Origin of the sequence: Candidatus Berkiella cookevillensis (assembly GCF_001431315.2) — a bacterium.
Taxonomy (GTDB): Bacteria; Pseudomonadota; Gammaproteobacteria; order Berkiellales; family Berkiellaceae; genus Berkiella_A; species Berkiella_A cookevillensis.
This window is the reverse complement of record NZ_LKHV02000001.1, coordinates 1,034,926-1,050,835: the sequence shown is the minus strand read 5'-3', so window position 1 is coordinate 1,050,835 and position 15,910 is coordinate 1,034,926. Positions and strand designations below refer to the sequence as shown.

13 protein-coding genes are annotated in these 15,910 nt (G+C 37.6%); 8 read left to right on the top strand and 5 right to left on the bottom strand.

The genetic code is table 11. The annotated features are described in order from the left end of the window. Positions 1-1,758 carry a transcriptional regulator gene (locus tag CC99x_RS04590; RefSeq protein ID WP_057624716.1) on the bottom strand — a complete coding sequence of 586 codons (1,758 nt, stop codon included), beginning with the start codon at positions 1,756-1,758 and terminating at the stop codon, positions 1-3. A 205-nt stretch (positions 1,759-1,963) separates the two neighbouring features. After that, the gene (locus CC99x_RS04585; RefSeq protein ID WP_057624715.1) at positions 1,964-2,530 is read right to left on the bottom strand and encodes a hypothetical protein; all 567 of its coding nucleotides are present in this window, start codon (positions 2,528-2,530) and stop codon (positions 1,964-1,966) included. 297 nt (positions 2,531-2,827) lie between these two features. On the opposite strand from CC99x_RS04585, the gene aroF reads away from it, so the two are divergent. The 8 genes from aroF (at position 2,828) to yihG (ending at position 11,535) form a co-directional block, all read left to right on the top strand. Continuing rightward, the gene (aroF, locus tag CC99x_RS04580) at positions 2,828-3,649 is read left to right on the top strand and encodes a 3-deoxy-7-phosphoheptulonate synthase (RefSeq protein ID WP_057624714.1); all 822 of its coding nucleotides are present in this window, start codon (positions 2,828-2,830) and stop codon (positions 3,647-3,649) included. A 12-nt stretch (positions 3,650-3,661) separates the two neighbouring features. Further along, entirely contained in the window at positions 3,662-5,119 is a 1,458-nt protein-coding gene (locus tag CC99x_RS04575; protein WP_057624713.1) for a chorismate-binding protein, read from the top strand. Between the two features lie 43 nt (positions 5,120-5,162). After that, a complete protein-coding gene (locus CC99x_RS04570) occupies positions 5,163-5,798 on the top strand; it encodes an anthranilate synthase component II (RefSeq protein WP_057624712.1) in 636 nt (211 codons plus the stop codon). Further along, positions 5,791-6,849: an anthranilate phosphoribosyltransferase gene (trpD, locus tag CC99x_RS04565; RefSeq protein WP_057624711.1), complete on the top strand. Its 1,059-nt coding sequence runs from the start codon at positions 5,791-5,793 to the stop codon at positions 6,847-6,849. The genes CC99x_RS04570 and trpD overlap by 8 nt, the downstream gene beginning before the upstream one ends. Then, a complete protein-coding gene (gene trpCF / locus CC99x_RS04560) occupies positions 6,843-8,201 on the top strand; it encodes a bifunctional indole-3-glycerol-phosphate synthase TrpC/phosphoribosylanthranilate isomerase TrpF (protein WP_057624710.1) in 1,359 nt (452 codons plus the stop codon). The genes trpD and trpCF overlap by 7 nt, the downstream gene beginning before the upstream one ends. 10 nt (positions 8,202-8,211) lie before the next feature. Continuing rightward, entirely contained in the window at positions 8,212-9,390 is a 1,179-nt protein-coding gene (gene trpB, locus CC99x_RS04555; protein WP_057624709.1) for a tryptophan synthase subunit beta, read from the top strand. 137 nt (positions 9,391-9,527) lie between these two features. Beyond that, positions 9,528-10,325 carry a tryptophan synthase subunit alpha gene (gene trpA, locus CC99x_RS04550; RefSeq protein WP_083477354.1) on the top strand — a complete coding sequence of 266 codons (798 nt, stop codon included), beginning with the start codon at positions 9,528-9,530 and terminating at the stop codon, positions 10,323-10,325. Positions 10,326-10,590: 265 nt separating this feature from the next. Then, the gene (gene yihG / locus CC99x_RS04545; RefSeq protein WP_057624707.1) at positions 10,591-11,535 is read left to right on the top strand and encodes a 1-acylglycerol-3-phosphate O-acyltransferase, YihG family; all 945 of its coding nucleotides are present in this window, start codon (positions 10,591-10,593) and stop codon (positions 11,533-11,535) included. A gap of 117 nt (positions 11,536-11,652) precedes the next feature. Here the strand turns inward: yihG and CC99x_RS04540 are convergent, their stop codons facing one another. The 3 genes from CC99x_RS04540 to CC99x_RS04530 form a co-directional block, all read right to left on the bottom strand. After that, positions 11,653-12,087 (bottom strand): MaoC family dehydratase, encoded by a 435-nt coding sequence (locus CC99x_RS04540; RefSeq protein ID WP_057624706.1) that lies wholly within the window; start codon positions 12,085-12,087, stop codon positions 11,653-11,655. A 160-nt stretch (positions 12,088-12,247) separates the two neighbouring features. Beyond that, complete coding sequence (locus CC99x_RS04535; RefSeq protein ID WP_077065429.1) at positions 12,248-14,098, bottom strand: acetate/propionate family kinase; 1,851 nt, start codon at positions 14,096-14,098, stop codon at positions 12,248-12,250. Positions 14,099-14,466: 368 nt separating this feature from the next. Beyond that, positions 14,467-15,486, bottom strand: coding sequence for a hypothetical protein (locus tag CC99x_RS04530; RefSeq protein ID WP_057624705.1), 1,020 nt, complete (start codon positions 15,484-15,486; stop codon positions 14,467-14,469). Between the last annotated feature and the right edge of the window lie 424 nt (positions 15,487-15,910).

Below are 15,910 nucleotides of genomic sequence, written 5' to 3'. Positions count from 1 at the left end.
CTATTTTTCTGTTATTGGGTGCATCACACTATCTTCTAAGTCTTGTGCTTTCGGAGATTTTCCAAGCACAATTTCATCAAATTGATGGAAAGAAGGTGAATTTGGAATTGTTTTACTTTCAGATAATAAAGTTTTACGAAGCATTTTCTCTGACAGATTAAACAACTCTTGCATACGCTCTTTTAAAACATGCTCATTTTTTTCAATCTGCTTGTGATACGCCCTCCACTCAGATAATGAGTGGGCTTGTGTATCAATTAAATCTTGGCAATTTTGCCATTGAGCTTGGATTTTTCCAATTTGGAAATGATGGCCGGCATAGCTTGGGATCAATATCGTCAATCTATGTTTATTTTTTTGAGCGAGGAACGTTGCTTGCTTAATTTGCTCTGTAAGGGACTGCATAAAGGTTTGCAATGTTTTAGAAATTTCTTGATCTGTAACGCGCTGCTGTATCTTTAGGGTCGTTTTGCTCAAAATATCAAGCATTACCCCTAAATGTAATTCAAATTCATGTAAATTTTGAACAATTAAAGTGACTATTTCAAAACCCGATAATGTTTTATCTCTGCAAGCTTTTGTAATAGTAGCGCCTTTATCTAAAGAAGCTACTAATCCCTGTGTGATACCTTTTTGTTCATTCACTATGCGAGAATGCTCTTTTTGATGCTGTGAAAGCGATTGGCACTCTCTTTTAAACTCTTCAAGATTTCTTAAAATCGCTTGTGTCAGAACGCTTGTTTGATTCGCAGCCAGAACAGGCGACACGTCATTTGCCAGAAGCGTTTGCTTTAAATCTGTTATTTCCTGTGTTGTTCCAATAAGCTTATCAATTAGTTTTTTAACAGAACTAATCCCTTTTTTCAAAACAGGATGCTCAAAGGAAGCTTCCTGTAGAGACTTATAAGAATGCCCTTTCTTTTGATAATAGATTTGAGATTCATTAATAATGTTCACAAAAGCAGCAACCTCAACTTCGATTTTTCTTAATCTAGCTGTTGTTTCTTTCAAAGCGTCTTCCAATCTCACCATTTCATTTTTAGAGGGTGTTATCACCTCTAATACATAACCAATCCATTTATTTTTTTCTTTCAAAGGCGTTATAATCCAATCGGCAGAAGGATCTTGTTCTTGCAAAAATCTTGATTTTTTCTTTGTTTTCAAAGCTTCAAGCAATAGAGATTTTACATGTACATTTTGATCTTCTATTAAGCTATCGAGTGCTTTTCCTTTCCAACTTGACAATTCTGATTCTGTTTTTCCAAGCACACGCAATAAAGCAGCATTTAGGTATTGAATATTGGACTGGTGATCAATAACCAAAATTGCATTCTGACAACGCTTGATAAAATACTCTAAAGAAACAAAGGATTCTGTTGGCGCAACGTATAATTGTGGCGCCCAATAATGTTCCGCTATCATGTCTGTGGAAGGATGAGTGTCGAGGACATGCGCATCAAACTGCGCCTCATGAAGCTCCTCTTCAAAGTTTTTCAAAAAAGTGGGATTTAATTCTGTTTCTTCAAGAAGTGTTTTAATTTGATTTTCTTCAGCAAATTGCCGTTCATATTGTTTTACCTGTTTCTTCAAATTTCTCAGCAATACAATTGAATAGACTGCAATAATTCCAGCAATAATCCATCCCCAAAACGGCACTCGTGATTGAAATGACAAATCAATAATAACAGCGCCGATGAGAGGAAAGACTGTCGTAAAAAAACTCAAAGAAATAATTTGACTGGCTTTGAAGCTTTGCACACTGGTTATCCTTTCAGGAATAAAGCATCTGAACCATGGTATAGTCACAGCACATGGGTTTTCTAGTAGGCGGCAAGTCTTGAGCAACCTTCGAGAGAGCGAAGCAAGCCCTTCTCTCCTAAAAAACTCATGTTCTAAAGACTATATATGGGCCTATAAGCTTAAGTGTAGATACAAAGTAATAGATTGCAAGCGCTGAAACTTGTTAGTTTTTTAACTTTTTTTGCTCTTTCAAGTCTTCTTTTGCTTGTTCAACTTTTAAAACCAAATGATACTCCCCTTCATCCCCTGTCATCGAAAACGCATTGACATGGTCATCAATTCTGCTGGTATTATTTTGGTTCGGGATACTCCACTCTTTTTTCAACTGAGTACCTTCCCACTTAAGCTTTAATTTGACAGAGCCAAATAAATCATCAACGTTCCAAGGTGGCACATCTCGCTCAACCAAAGAAATAATAAGCTCCACAGCTTCATCTTTTTCTAAATGTCTTTGCCACAAAGCAACATCATGCACTTTTGCAAGATAATCTGATAACCAGTGCGTAGGAAAATCAGGCACCTGATAATGGTTTGCCTTACCTGTGCTTGAATATTCTGTAATGCTGAAATAGAGTTCATCACCTTGCCGTTCTTGTGCCTGAATTCTCTCAATTGCTTCTAATTTAAGGATAAGCTTTATATTTTCAGTAGATTGAACCGCCGCTTGGGCAACTGATAAAGACATAAGTGCTATTGAAAAGGCACTAACTTTTGCTAAAGAACTCAACATAGATTGATCCCTAATTGTAAATCCGTATTGTACCGTTACTGTATCCACCTACTTATTGATACCATATATCCCGAATGAAAAAAAAGTATTGACAGAATATAGGGATTAAGATACGGTGAAGAGGCTATGAAAACACAACACAGACAATTACAAATGCAGTTAAATTTTTGGTGGCCTACCGCTTTCGGTGGGCTTAGTTGCGCGTGGATAAAAACAAAATAACATAGCGACAAATCTTTAAAAAGCCCACCTTTTGGTGGGTTTTTTTTTGCCTAAAGAAAAATATAAGGTAAGTAAATGAGAAAAGAATTTATATCTTTCAAAGATAAAATCAGCAAACTTAAGATAGGCAGCACAGTAAAATACAATCCTATTCAAGTTGGCAATCATACAATAGATAGCGATAGTTTTACGCTAGTAGCCGGCCCATGTGCGGTTGAAAGTTATGAACAACTGAAAATAACTGCTGAGAAAGTAAAACAACGTGGCGCACATATTTTAAGGGCAGGTGCATATAAACCAAGAACCTCACCTTATGCATTCCAAGGTTTAGGAATGAAAGGCTTAAGCATTTTACATCAAGTCAAAAATGAGCTACAAATCCCAATTATTACAGAACTTCTAGACAGTCGAGATTTACCTTTTGTTGCAGAAGTGGCGGATATTATTCAAATAGGTTCACGAAATATGCAAAATTTCAGCCTATTAAAATCTCTAGGTCACATTCATCAACCGATATTACTCAAAAGAGGCGTATCTGCAACCTTAGAAGAATTTTTGCTTGCTGCTGAATACATTCTTGACGCTGGCAATGAAAAAGTTATTTTGTGTGAACGTGGCATCCGATCCTATGACTCAGTAACGCGAAATCTACTCGATCTCAGCGCAGTTGCTATTTTAAAGCAAGTCACCCATTTACCCGTCTTTGTAGATCCCTCACATGCAACAGGTATTCCAGAAATTATTGCCCCCATGTCTATAGCAGCCAAAAGTGCTGGAGCAAATGGCATCATGATAGAAATTCACCCATCCCCTGAAGAAGCGCTATCCGATGGCGATCAAGCTTTAAACTTTGAAAGTTTTGATGATTTAATTTCTTCGCTCGGCTTATGCGCTTAATTAGGAAAAAAAATGAAGCAACGCACTCTGAACCATAAAATGCAGAAAATCGACTCTATCGATGCACTTTCATTATACGCACAATTAACAAACAACGGACGCAAAGCAAATAGCCTATTATTTAGCAATCATGAAAAAGATGACTGTGCAAGCTTCATTATTTCTCAATCTGCGCTAAAGATTGAATACATCGACAAGCATCTTATTTATCATGCCCTCACACCTTTTGGAGAACAATTGATACAAGATTATTTTCAACTACAAAACCTAACTAAACAATATACTATAGCGATTCAGGATCATGCCCCACTTTCATTCATCCATCCTGCACTTGAAAAAATCAATCAATTTATTAAAATATATAAAGTCAAAGTAGCTATTCTCTTTAGTTTTGAATTTTATGATTGCATAGAAAGTCTACCAACGACACAAGAAACAGAAAATAACTTCCCACAGCTTATTGTTTTTGTGCCAGAGCTTTATTTTGAAATCAAAACTAAAACCCAAATTTGCCTTGCACATTTTAATAGTTTTTCAAACAATACAAATGTCTTTGAAAATATTATTTCTAAGCTTGCAGAACCTCAAAAAACGCACCTTCTCACAAAAGAAAGCACACAAAAAATTGAGCCAACATTAAGCATACAACCTAATGATTCAGAATTTATACGTCAAATTGCAACCGCCAAGCAGAACATACAAAAGGGAAATGTATATCAAATTGTGCTTTCAAGAGCATTTTCACTCCCCTGCCCGAATCCTTTTGCTAGTTTTGAGCAGCTCCGAAAAAGCAATCCTACTGCTTATCAATTTTATTACCACTGCGACCACTTTATTGTATTTGGTGCCTCCCCAGAAACCAGTATCAAAGTAGAAAACCAAAACAATAAAAAGAGAATTACTCTACATCCTATTGCCGGAACAAAACCCAGAGGTTTTGATCATCAAAAAAACATTGCGACTGATATCGATGTGCATAATGAAAAAGCATTATTATCTGATCCAAAAGAACTCGCAGAACATATGATGCTCGTTGATTTAGCCCGCAATGATATATCAAAAATTGCTATTGCAGGTACAACAAAAGTGACAGCCCTCACCCAAGTATCAAAACACTCTGAGGTTATGCATTTATATTCCATTGTTGAAGGTGAATTACCCACTACTTTTGATTGCATTCATGCTTTTTCAGCCTGTTTAAATATGGGCACCTTAAGTGGTGCACCCAAATTAAAAGCCACAAAACTGATAAAAGAAATAGAACAAACGCAACGAGGCGCTTATGGTGGCGCTATTGGGTGGATAGCCGCTGATGAGACCTGTGATACCGCAATTATTATTCGTTCTGCATGTGTGCAAAATGGCATTGCTACCATTCGAGCAGGTGCGGGGATTGTTTTTGACTCAGATCCAAAAACAGAAGTGACTGAGACATATCTCAAGGCAAAAACAGTTATCAATGCAATATAGTCTTCTCACATGAATTTTAGAAGGTTGAGAATAAGGCACTGTTATGAAAAAAACTTTACACATTATATTGATCGATCACTTTGATTCCTTTACCTTTAATCTTGTTGACCTTTTTAAAAAGAAAAATTTTATGGTCACTGTAATTCGTGCAGATATGAGCTTTAAAAATGCTTGTTCCTATCTCAACAATCCAGATTATCAGGCTGTACTTGTCTTATCACCTGGCCCAGGAAATCCTACAGAAGCAAGCCTTGCCATCAAACTGATTCAACACTATTATTCTACACTCCCTATTTTAGGTGTATGTCTAGGGCATCAAATCATTGCCTATGCGCTTGATGGAAGCATTGAACAGCATACACAACCCTTACATGGAAAAGCTGTATATATCGATCATAATCGTGCAGGTCTATTTGAAAATATACCCACCCCCTTACAAGTTGGACGCTATCATTCCTTATTTGTGAAAAATGTGCCTAGCAGACTCAGTATAACCGCTACCTATGACAATATGATTATGGGATTCTGTCATAAGGACTATCCTGTATATGGCTTACAATTTCATCCTGAATCTATTCTAACCCCTCAAGGAAGCGGAATAATTGATAATTTTTTAGAGATATCTAAGAAATTTTATCAAAAGAAACAACAACCTCATAAGGTGGATGATCATGCATAATATTTCTAAGCAAGAAGCTTCCTTTTCACACATCCTTGAACATTTATGTTATAAACAAGATCTCAGCCAAGATCTGAGTCACCAAATGTTCAACAGTATTCTCTTAGATCAAATAAGTACAGCACAAGTGTCTTCTTTTTTAACCGCCTTAAAAATGAAAGGTGAGTCAGAATCCGAAGTGCTGGGTGCAATTCAATCCATTCTTGCTTTGAAAAATGATTTTCCCAATCGAGATAGACTTGTCAATGAGCATATCATTGCAGATTGTTGTGGCACAGGTGGAGATGGCAAAAATACGCTCAATATATCAACGGCTGTCGCCTTTATCGCCAGCACACAGAAAATTAAGATTGCCAAACACGGTAATAAAGCTGTATCTTCGCAATGTGGAACTTCAGATATTTTAACTGCGCTCGGCATTAATTTATTTATTCCTCCAGAACAAGCATACCAACAACTCATCAACCATAATTTAACGTTTTTGTATGCACCACATTATCATCCACATGTAAAAAATGTAAGCGCGCTAAGAAGTCAGCTCAAAATTCGCACCATTTTTAATTTAATGGGCCCCTTGATTAATCCTATTCAACCCCACTATCAACTCATTGGTAGTTACAACCCAGAACATACGCTGTTATTTGCCAACCTCTTACAAAAAAATGATGTTAAAACTGCACTGATTGTACATGGATCCGGAACAGATGAATGCGCCATTCATGATAAAACAACAGGACATCTTCTCAGCAATGGTGAAATCACAACTTTTGAACTTACACCAGAATCCGTTGGCTTAAAGCGTTATGATTTATCAAAGATCCAAGCTAAAGATCTGCACTATAACAAACAAGCATTATTAAAACTCTTAGAGGGCAAAGGTTCAGATGCTTATCGAGCTATGGTTGCTCTAAACACAGGTGCCTTATTTTATGTAACCTCTGTCACAAAGACAATCAAAGAAGGGGTTGAATTAGCACAATCTATATTATCTACCGATTTGGGAATGCAACAATTGCAGAAGCTCATTCATGATCAGGATATAAAATGCTAAGCAAAATTATTGAAACTCAAAAATTAATTAATCACAAAAATGAAATACTATACAACCATGCATTTTTGAAAAACAATGTTAAAAAATCAACCAAACCATTTTTAAAAACACACAACAAAAACAAGCATCACTATATTTTTGAGTGTAAAAAAAGCTCTCCCAGTCAAGGAGAAATAAACAAAAACTTTAATCTAATTTCACTCATTGATACTTATAATCCCTTTGCAGATGCCATTTCCGTGTTAACCAACGAACCTTTTTTTGAGGGAAAACTTGAATATTTGCGCAAGGCTCAAGACCATAGTTCTTTAGCTTTGTTGTGTAAAGATTTTATTTTATCCAAACATCAAGTACTATTGGCAAGATTTTTTGGGGCAGACGCAATATTACTGATGTTGTCTGTCTTAGAGGATGAAGATTATATTGCCTGTAGCGATCTAGCCAATCAGCTCAATATGGCAGTTTTAACAGAGGTTCATACTGAAGATGAGCTCATACGCGCTATCGCACTCAATGCCCCTATCATTGGAATCAATCAACGCAACCTGCATGATTTATCCATCAATAAAGAAATTATTTATCAATTAAGCCCGCTTATTCCAAAAGACAGAATGATTATTGCAGAATCTGGCATTTGTTCGCATGAAGATATTATTAAATTAAAACCTTATGTAAATGGTTTTCTCATAGGCACAACTCTCAATCAAACAACACGGCCAGATCTTAAACTAAGAGAACTGCTCTTTGGGCGTATCAAAATCTGTGGTCTCACAAGCCAAGAAGCAGCCATTGCAGCCTATCAGCAGGGTGCGCTTTATGGTGGCTTAAATTTTATATCCACTTCCAAAAGAGTAATTAACAAAGAACAAGCACTTAAAATACAACAAAGCGCTCCCTTACAATATGTTGCTGTTTTTGCCGATCAGACCATTGAATATATTGTTGATATGGTGAATGTCTTATCACTATATATCGTTCAACTACATGGCCATGAAACCCAAGCGTATATAGATGCTCTTCGAAAAAAATTACCCAGTACATGTCAACTATGGAAAGCCATCAACGGTCATCAAGCACTACCGAAAGAATTACCATTCAATATAGATAAAGTGATTATTGATAGTCCACAGGATTACGCAACAGGCGGAACCAACACCTGCTTTAATTGGGAGAAACTAAGAGACACCGCCATCTTAGAACATAGCTTTATCGCCGGTGGATTGAATGTTCAAAATATTAAAAAAGCCAAATCTTATGCGAGCTTTGGATTAGATGTTAACTCGGGTGTTGAAACCGTACCCGGCATCAAAGACAAATTTAAACTCAAAACTTTACTTGAACAATTGCGATAGGTAAACCAACATGTTAGAGAATAGATATTTTGGAGAATATGGTGGCTGCTTTGTGCCACAGCTATTAATGCCAGCGCTAGAAGCGCTTGAAAAAGCTTATTTACATTTTAAAAATGATGCTGTGTTTAACGAGAATCTCAATCAACTATTAAGCGATTTTGCAGGGCGCCCTACACCACTTTATTTAAGTCAAAACTTAGTAAAAAATACAAACTGCAAGCTCTATCTAAAGAGAGAAGATCTTGTTCATGGTGGTGCACACAAAACAAATCAGGTTTTAGCACAAGGATTAATTGCAAAATCACTTAATAAAACAAGACTCATCGCAGAAACAGGTGCTGGACAACATGGTGTGGCCACAGCCATGATTGGCGCACTCTTAGGACTTGAAACTACGATATATATGGGGGCAAAAGATGTTGCACGTCAAGCCTCTAATGTTGCACGAATGCGTTTATATGGTGCGCAAGTGGTGCCCGTTCAATCTGGCAGTCAAAGCTTAAAGGATGCTGTAAGTGAAGCACTACGTGATTGGGCTTCTAGCTTTCACGATACGCATTATTGCCTTGGTTCTGTGGTTGGGCCACATCCTTACCCTACCATGGTAAGAGATTTTCAAAAAATTATTGGGGAAGAAACCAAGCGTCAAATGCTTGCAAAAGAAGGTAGACTGCCAGATATTGTCATTGCATGCGTGGGTGGAGGCTCTAATGCAATTGGTATGTTTTATCCTTTTATTGAGGATACAAGCGTTCGTCTCATTGGTGTGGAGGCAGCAGGCAAAGGTCTCCACTCAGCACAACATGCCAGTGCTTTACAGAAAGGCCGTACGGGCATTTTTCATGGCACGAAAAGCATGTTTTTACAAAATGAACAAGCTCAAATACACGCTGCTCATTCTATTTCAGCAGGATTAGATTATCCCGGCGTTGGGCCAGAGCATGCTTATTTAAATGCTATTAAAAGAGCAGAGTACACAACCATTACCGATAAAGAGGCCGTATCTGCTTACCAACAATGCGCTCGTTTTGAGGGTATTATGCCTGCCTTAGAATCAGCACACGCACTTGCTTATGCATTAAAAATTATTAACACAGAACCCACAGATAATAAGATTATTGTTGTCAATTTATCTGGGCGTGGTGATAAGGACATAGATTCTGTTCAAAATTATAGTCTTCGCACATAAGCTTTCGGGGGTGTTGTCTTCGCCCTCTCGCAATCCTCATGTACTTTTTTTATGGGAACGAAGATTGCTCGAGGCTTGACGCCTACCCGACAACTCATGTGCTGTGACTATATATTGATAAAAATAAGTGAGGCATTATGCGATTTTCCATTATGTTCGAAAAACTAAAAAATACAAATTCTCTTCTTGTGATGCCTTATTTAAGCTTAGGGCTATTAAATGAGGATGCTACCATTGAGTTGATTCAATTTTTTGTTGAGCACGGTGCACAAGCAATAGAATTTGGTTTTCCTTTTTCAGATGCCATTGCAGATGGCCCTATCATTCAGCAAGCCAGTAAATTAGCCATTGAAAATGGCTTTAGCCATGAACAAGGTTTCTCTATCATTGCGCGCATTCGTAGTTTATATCCTAACTTACCAATTTGTTTGATGCTCTATGCCAATCATGTTTACAGCTACAGCGTAGACAATTTTTATGCTCAATGTAAGCAGTCAGGCATTGATGCGGTATTGATTCCTGATATACCTAATGTAGAAATGATGCCTTTTTTAAAAAGCGCAAAATCATATGACATCCAGCCTGTTTTATTCGCAACACCAAGCTGTGCTGCTAAAGAATTAGCATTTACAGCAAAGCATAGTGAAGGATTTGTCTATCTTGTAACAAGAACGGGTGTCACAGGCACAAAGCAAGCAGCCAACTTTGATCAAATGATACCGATGATTCAACAATTACAATCACTGCAAAGTGCCCCCATTGTTTGTGGCTTTGGAATAAAGCATGCGAGTGATTTACACAAAGCCCAGCAAAGCAATAGCCAAGGCGTTATCATTGGTTCTGCTCTAATGGAAGCCTTGTTGCCCACAGAAACTCATCCAGAGCCTTCTCTGAGTGTGGCAAAAAATGTTTTTAAGGACATTATTATGAACTAACTGCTTTTTGAGCATACAAAATAGGTGAGCACCTAAAAACATATTTTTATGATACAGTTGTGCACAATATCTGGGGACTCATCCCTGAATGACTTGTGGATAATTATATTTTCTCTGATAAATTCATGCATTCTATATGCTGTTCAAATTTTGTACAGCTTATGTGCTAAAGGTATGATAATTAACTCAATAAAAAAGCTTGCATCTACTCTCATAATCCGTACGATACCTTCAACCAAGCGTAATCATTGAGTTTTAGGTCTTTATGCTAAAAACACTACCCAGCCCCATTAAAGGTATCCTTAACGCACTTTTTCTTGCTGTGCACACCATTTTTTGGTGTATGCCAATGTACGTTTTTCTCATTCTGAAATTTATCTCTCCTAATAAATCTTTTCGAGCTTGGACGGATAAGGTTTTAGTCAAAATTGCCAACGGCTGGATCAGCACCAACAGTCTTTGGATGTTGGCAACACACCGTACCAAGTGGGATATTCCCAATATGGATCATTTAAAACTCAATGATTGGTATTTTATTACTTGCAATCATCAAAGCTGGACAGATATTCTGATACTACATAGAATTTTTTTACGCAAAATTCCATTCATTCGATTTTTTATTAAAAGAGAATTATTGTTTTTACCTTTTTTAGGTCTTGCCTGGTGGGCCTATGATTTCCCTATCATGTCTCGCTATAGCAAACAACAAATTGCAAAAAATCCTTCTTTGCGCGGAAAAGACTTAGAAGCCACTAAAAAAGCTTGTAAAATATATCAAAATTACCCTGTCACTATTTTAAATTTTCTAGAGGGTACTCGAAATACGCCTGCTAAACACAAAATACAAAAATCTCCCTATAAAAATTTATTGATACCCAAATTAGGTGGATTCTCATTTGCAATTTATGCAATGGATAAAAAAATTACCCATGTATTAGACGTTACCATTGCTTATCCTTATGGCAAACCTAATTTTTGGCAATTCTTGTGTGGGGAAGTAAAGGAAATCAAAGTTCACATGCAAGAATTTGAAATTCCTCCAAACCTACTCCAGTGGGATGATCTCGAAAACCCGGAACAACGCGCACAATTCAGTGACTGGGTTAACCATATTTGGGCAGAAAAAGACAAGCGCTTAGACTCCCTAAAAGCAACATCTTCAAAAGAAGAATCTTTAAAACCATCATCCTTAAAATATGATACTGGCTAGATTTATATTGAGCATAAGTGTATTTTTTAGATTTTTAAAGCTTCTCTACATTTTAGCCACGAAAAATGCACACATCTTATATTGCAAGAAGAGACATAAGATGTGTGCATCTCATAGCTACATCTTTGGAAGTTGCACTACTGCTTCTCCCTCAAGCACAACCGTATCTTTTACCAAACAGTAGGTATGTAATTTTGCTCGACGTTTTTCTGGAATGAGTTCTGTAATAACGGCTTTAGCATAAACTGTATCTCCAACATATACAGGGGCTTTGAAATAAAGAGATTGGCTAACGTATACACAACCTGGCCCAGGAAGTTTAGTGCCAATAACAGTTGAAAGCAGACCAGCACTTAACATTCCATGCACGACACATCCTTTAAAAACAGTTGCTCCCGCATATTCCTCATTTAGATGCATTGGATTGGTATCACCTGTAACACCAGAAAAATTGCGCAAATCTGTGTCTGTAATTGTACGACTATAAACAGCTGACATACCTACTTTTAATTCTTCAAAAGCGTATCCATTCAGTTCTTTTATATCTACCATTGCTATCCTCTTAGGTTATACCCATTCTCATATAGTCATAGCACATGAGTTTTACCCGCAAGGGGCACTGTCAGGTAGGCGTCAAGCCTCGAGCAAGCAACCTTCATCCCATAAAAGTACATGAGGATTGCGAGAGGGCGAAGACAACACCCCTGAAAGCTTATGTGCGAAGACTATGCAATCTCATATTTTTCTTTGTCACGATATCAGCATTACCCTGCCTTTCATTCATGACCAATTCTCCTTCAGTTCTAAAGGCAATACCAGCCGCATTAGCCTCATCCGTATCGATATGCATTTCTGTCACATAACCTTGCTTAGCTCGGATCAACGTATTAGAAAAAGATACGCCTCGTTCTCCATCGCCCAACTTTACATCAACATAATCACCATCTTTCAAGCCCATTTTCGCAGCATCCTCAGGACTCATATGAATATGACGCGCAGCGATAATTAATCCATCACTTTCAATCGCTCCTACGGTGCCACGCAATTTGATAATGGGTGTATTCTCTAGCTTACCGGAAGGACGCACGGGTGCTTCCACACCCAAGGTGAAGGTATCCGTCTTTGAAACCTCAATCTGTGTCTGTTTGCGTGTAGGCCCAAGCACACGCACCGTTTTAAACGATCCTTTGGGGCCAATGACCTCCACTGTTTCTTCTGCTGCCCAGCCTTCGGTTTGGCTTAAGCTACGCATCTTCTTAAGCTGATGCCCCTTGCCGAACAAGGCTTCCACAGCTTCTTGGGAAAGATGTACATGGCGAGCAGAAACAGCGACTGGAATATGCCATTTTTTAGTTTTGAGCTGACTTTTCTGTTGTTTTAATAGATATTGAACCTCTTGCGCGATCATGAGTTGTTCACAAGTTTGTGTAACAATAACTTTAACACGAGAGTCAAAGCTCTGTATTTGTGGTGCATCAAAGCTCTTGAGCTTTACGGCTTGGTTTTTATCTTCGTCCAGATACAACCCTAAAAAATCGAATTTGCTACAAATACGACGGCGCATAAAAGCAGAATTTTCACCAATACCGCCGGTAAAGACTAGGGCATCTACCCCTCCCATTGCAGCTGTGTAAGCACCAATATACTTTCTTAGACGATAGACACAAACATTGATCGCAAGTTGTGCATCAAGATCGCCTTTAGCAGCTTTGCTTTCAATTTCGCGAAAATCATGACTTCCAGCCAAAGCCTTTAAACCACTGTTTGAGTAAAGTTGTTTTTCAACTACTTCAGTACTAAGGCCAAGCTCACGGGCTAGATAACTAAACATACCTGGATCGACATCACCAGAACGCGTCCCCATAACCAAGCCTTCAAGCGGTGTCATACCCATTGACGTGTCAATCGAAAAACCATGATTGATAGCACATATGCTTGCGCCATTACCAAGATGACAACTGATAATTTGCAATTCTGTGATGGATCGATTTAATACTTGCGCTACTCGAAGCCCCACATATTTATGTGAAGTACCATGAAAGCCATAACGACGTAATCCCTTATCTCGCCACTCTTTGGGTACAGCATAAGTATAAGCAAAATCAGGAATGGTATGATGAAAAGCTGTGTCAAATACCGCAACTTGCGGTATATCCGGCCAAAATGTGCTACTTATCATGATTGCTTTTAGATTGGCAGGATTGTGTAATGGAGCTAAGGACGTACAACTTTCGATATATTGCAATACATTATGATCAAGCAGCGTAGCATCACGAAATTTTTCACCACCATGTGCTACACGATGACCAATTGCGTCAAAGACATCATAACCAAATTCTTTCAGAATTTCTGGCACACGCCTAATTGCATCTTCCACGGACGCTAAGGATTCACCGCGCTCTTTTTCCTCACCTTCTTCGCCTCCTACACGATAATGCAGTAGACATTTACCATTCTTAAAGTGCTCAAACTCACCTTTAAACACACGACTATCAGAAATAGCCATATCAAATACACCAAATTTTAAGCTAGAGCTTCCTGCGTTGAATATGAGTATTTTCATGACCAAAGATGTCCCTTTACATTTTTTCTAATATACAGCTATTACTTAGCCACCAAACATGTGACATCTATCTTGTAGAGGCTTTTTCTTGCTTGTTTCTAATTAAAATGACTTATTCAAAAAAGATGCTCGACAGACAAAACAGAAGCAATAGATAAACCTTACGTTGACACAAAGTCTGCTTCCATTCAAGCAGAAAAGAAAAGTCAAATATCAGGACAGCCATCTATATTTTTAGCAATAAATTATTATTCATATCTATCAAAATAATCATACAATTCTGATATACAAATTAATTAAGTTTCAAAAAAGGTAAAATAAGCTGCTTTTTCTATTGGGAATTGAGTGATTGTATAATGAGGAATAAGTTAAGCTATCGCTTGAGGATTATTGTATATTTTCTTTGCTTGAGTGATGCCTTTTAAAGCTTTCTTTCTCTCTTTGCCAAAATTTAACAGTAAAATTTCACTTCCCACTGCATGAGAGAAGCTTTTGCTTAAATTTTTGACCAATAATATCCAGTTTTGAGGCTCAAACTGTAGTCTGCTTAAAATAGGTGCTAGATGTTCAGGAATAGAAGCTGCTTCTTTATCATCGCGAATCATTCGCCCTGTGTAATCAACAAGCTCTAAATAATCGATAAGTTTAAAATCAATGGCATGTGAATGATGTTCTGAGACGTTTGAAAAAGGCACTAAGGACTTGGGTTGTGCAAGATTGTTGTATATGTCGGCTTTTTCGCGCTTAAGCTGTTTAATGGATTTTGGCTTATTGATTTTTAATTGTTTGGAAATATGCTGAATGCGTTCATAAATAGAGGTAAATTCTGACTCTTCTGGTTTTTGAACAATGCCCGCTCTGACTGGATTTAAATCAACATAGACCATTGCACTTAAAAGTGCCCCTTCATCTAATAAAGCTTGAGATTTAAAACGCCCTTCCCAAAATCTTCCTGCGGTATCATCTTCTTCGTTTACATCGCGCGCTATTTTTTCATTTAAGCAACGCATAAACCAGCTAATACTGGTGAGTCGCTCTTTCCAAAGCTGAATTTTCTGTTTTAGGTGCTTATTTTCTTCGGCATCTTTAGGAAAGATGGATGCCCAACGACGGATGATTTCTGCTTCTGACCACGCTTGCGCTTGCGTTTCTTCCACATATAACACAACATGATAATGATTGCTCATGATGGCATAAGCACAGATTTTGATGGCAAAGATATCCGCTAAATATTTTAATCGATTGACAATCCACGCTTTACGATGCGAATAATCTTTCTGTGTTAGTTCATCAAAACCGCACAAAAAGCTGCGACGCACACATCGGTTCATGACGTGATAATACGGCGTGGCATTCAAATCAATTTGTTCTGAGCGAGCTAAAGTCATAACTTAAAAAATATCCCTATTACTGAAAGGAATTCTAGCTCAAAGATTTTGGGTAAAGCAACTTAATGTGGCTGTCCTGAATAAAAATACTGAATCAAACATCTGTTAAGCCATACAACCTGTATTTGAACTCTAATATTTTTATTTTTCTGACCTACTTGCATTCATATAATCTTCGCTCATATAAGTAAAAGAGCTAATCCCCAGGGGTGCACAAAGAGTGTAGATTTAAGGTGAGTGAGCGCAACCAACAAAACTTACATTGTACTCCTTACGGGTAAAATTCAAATATGAAGAGTATACACATGAAAAAATACCTTGAAACACCACTTTAGTACTTATGTCCAATATCCAATAAAGAGGATATGGGATTTACTTTATCAATGTACATTTATCGAGCCTGACCAAGGTCATAAATTTACGT

Bases quoted from the DNA above. Each gene is read 5' to 3' on its own strand.
- CC99x_RS04585 (WP_057624715.1), bottom strand. From the start codon at position 2,530: ATGTTGAGTTCTTTAGCAAAAGTTAGTGCCTTTTCAATAGCACTTATG.
- aroF (WP_057624714.1), top strand. From the start codon at position 2,828: ATGAGAAAAGAATTTATATCTTTCAAAGATAAAATCAGCAAACTTAAG.
- CC99x_RS04575 (WP_057624713.1), top strand. From the start codon at position 3,662: ATGAAGCAACGCACTCTGAACCATAAAATGCAGAAAATCGACTCTATC.
- CC99x_RS04570 (WP_057624712.1), top strand. From the start codon at position 5,163: ATGAAAAAAACTTTACACATTATATTGATCGATCACTTTGATTCCTTT.
- trpD (WP_057624711.1), top strand. From the start codon at position 5,791: ATGCATAATATTTCTAAGCAAGAAGCTTCCTTTTCACACATCCTTGAA.
- trpCF (WP_057624710.1), top strand. From the start codon at position 6,843: ATGCTAAGCAAAATTATTGAAACTCAAAAATTAATTAATCACAAAAAT.
- trpB (WP_057624709.1), top strand. From the start codon at position 8,212: ATGTTAGAGAATAGATATTTTGGAGAATATGGTGGCTGCTTTGTGCCA.
- trpA (WP_083477354.1), top strand. From the start codon at position 9,528: ATGCGATTTTCCATTATGTTCGAAAAACTAAAAAATACAAATTCTCTT.
- yihG (WP_057624707.1), top strand. From the start codon at position 10,591: ATGCTAAAAACACTACCCAGCCCCATTAAAGGTATCCTTAACGCACTT.
- CC99x_RS04540 (WP_057624706.1), bottom strand. From the start codon at position 12,087: ATGGTAGATATAAAAGAACTGAATGGATACGCTTTTGAAGAATTAAAA.
- CC99x_RS04535 (WP_077065429.1), bottom strand. From the start codon at position 14,098: ATGAAAATACTCATATTCAACGCAGGAAGCTCTAGCTTAAAATTTGGT.
- CC99x_RS04530 (WP_057624705.1), bottom strand. From the start codon at position 15,486: ATGACTTTAGCTCGCTCAGAACAAATTGATTTGAATGCCACGCCGTAT.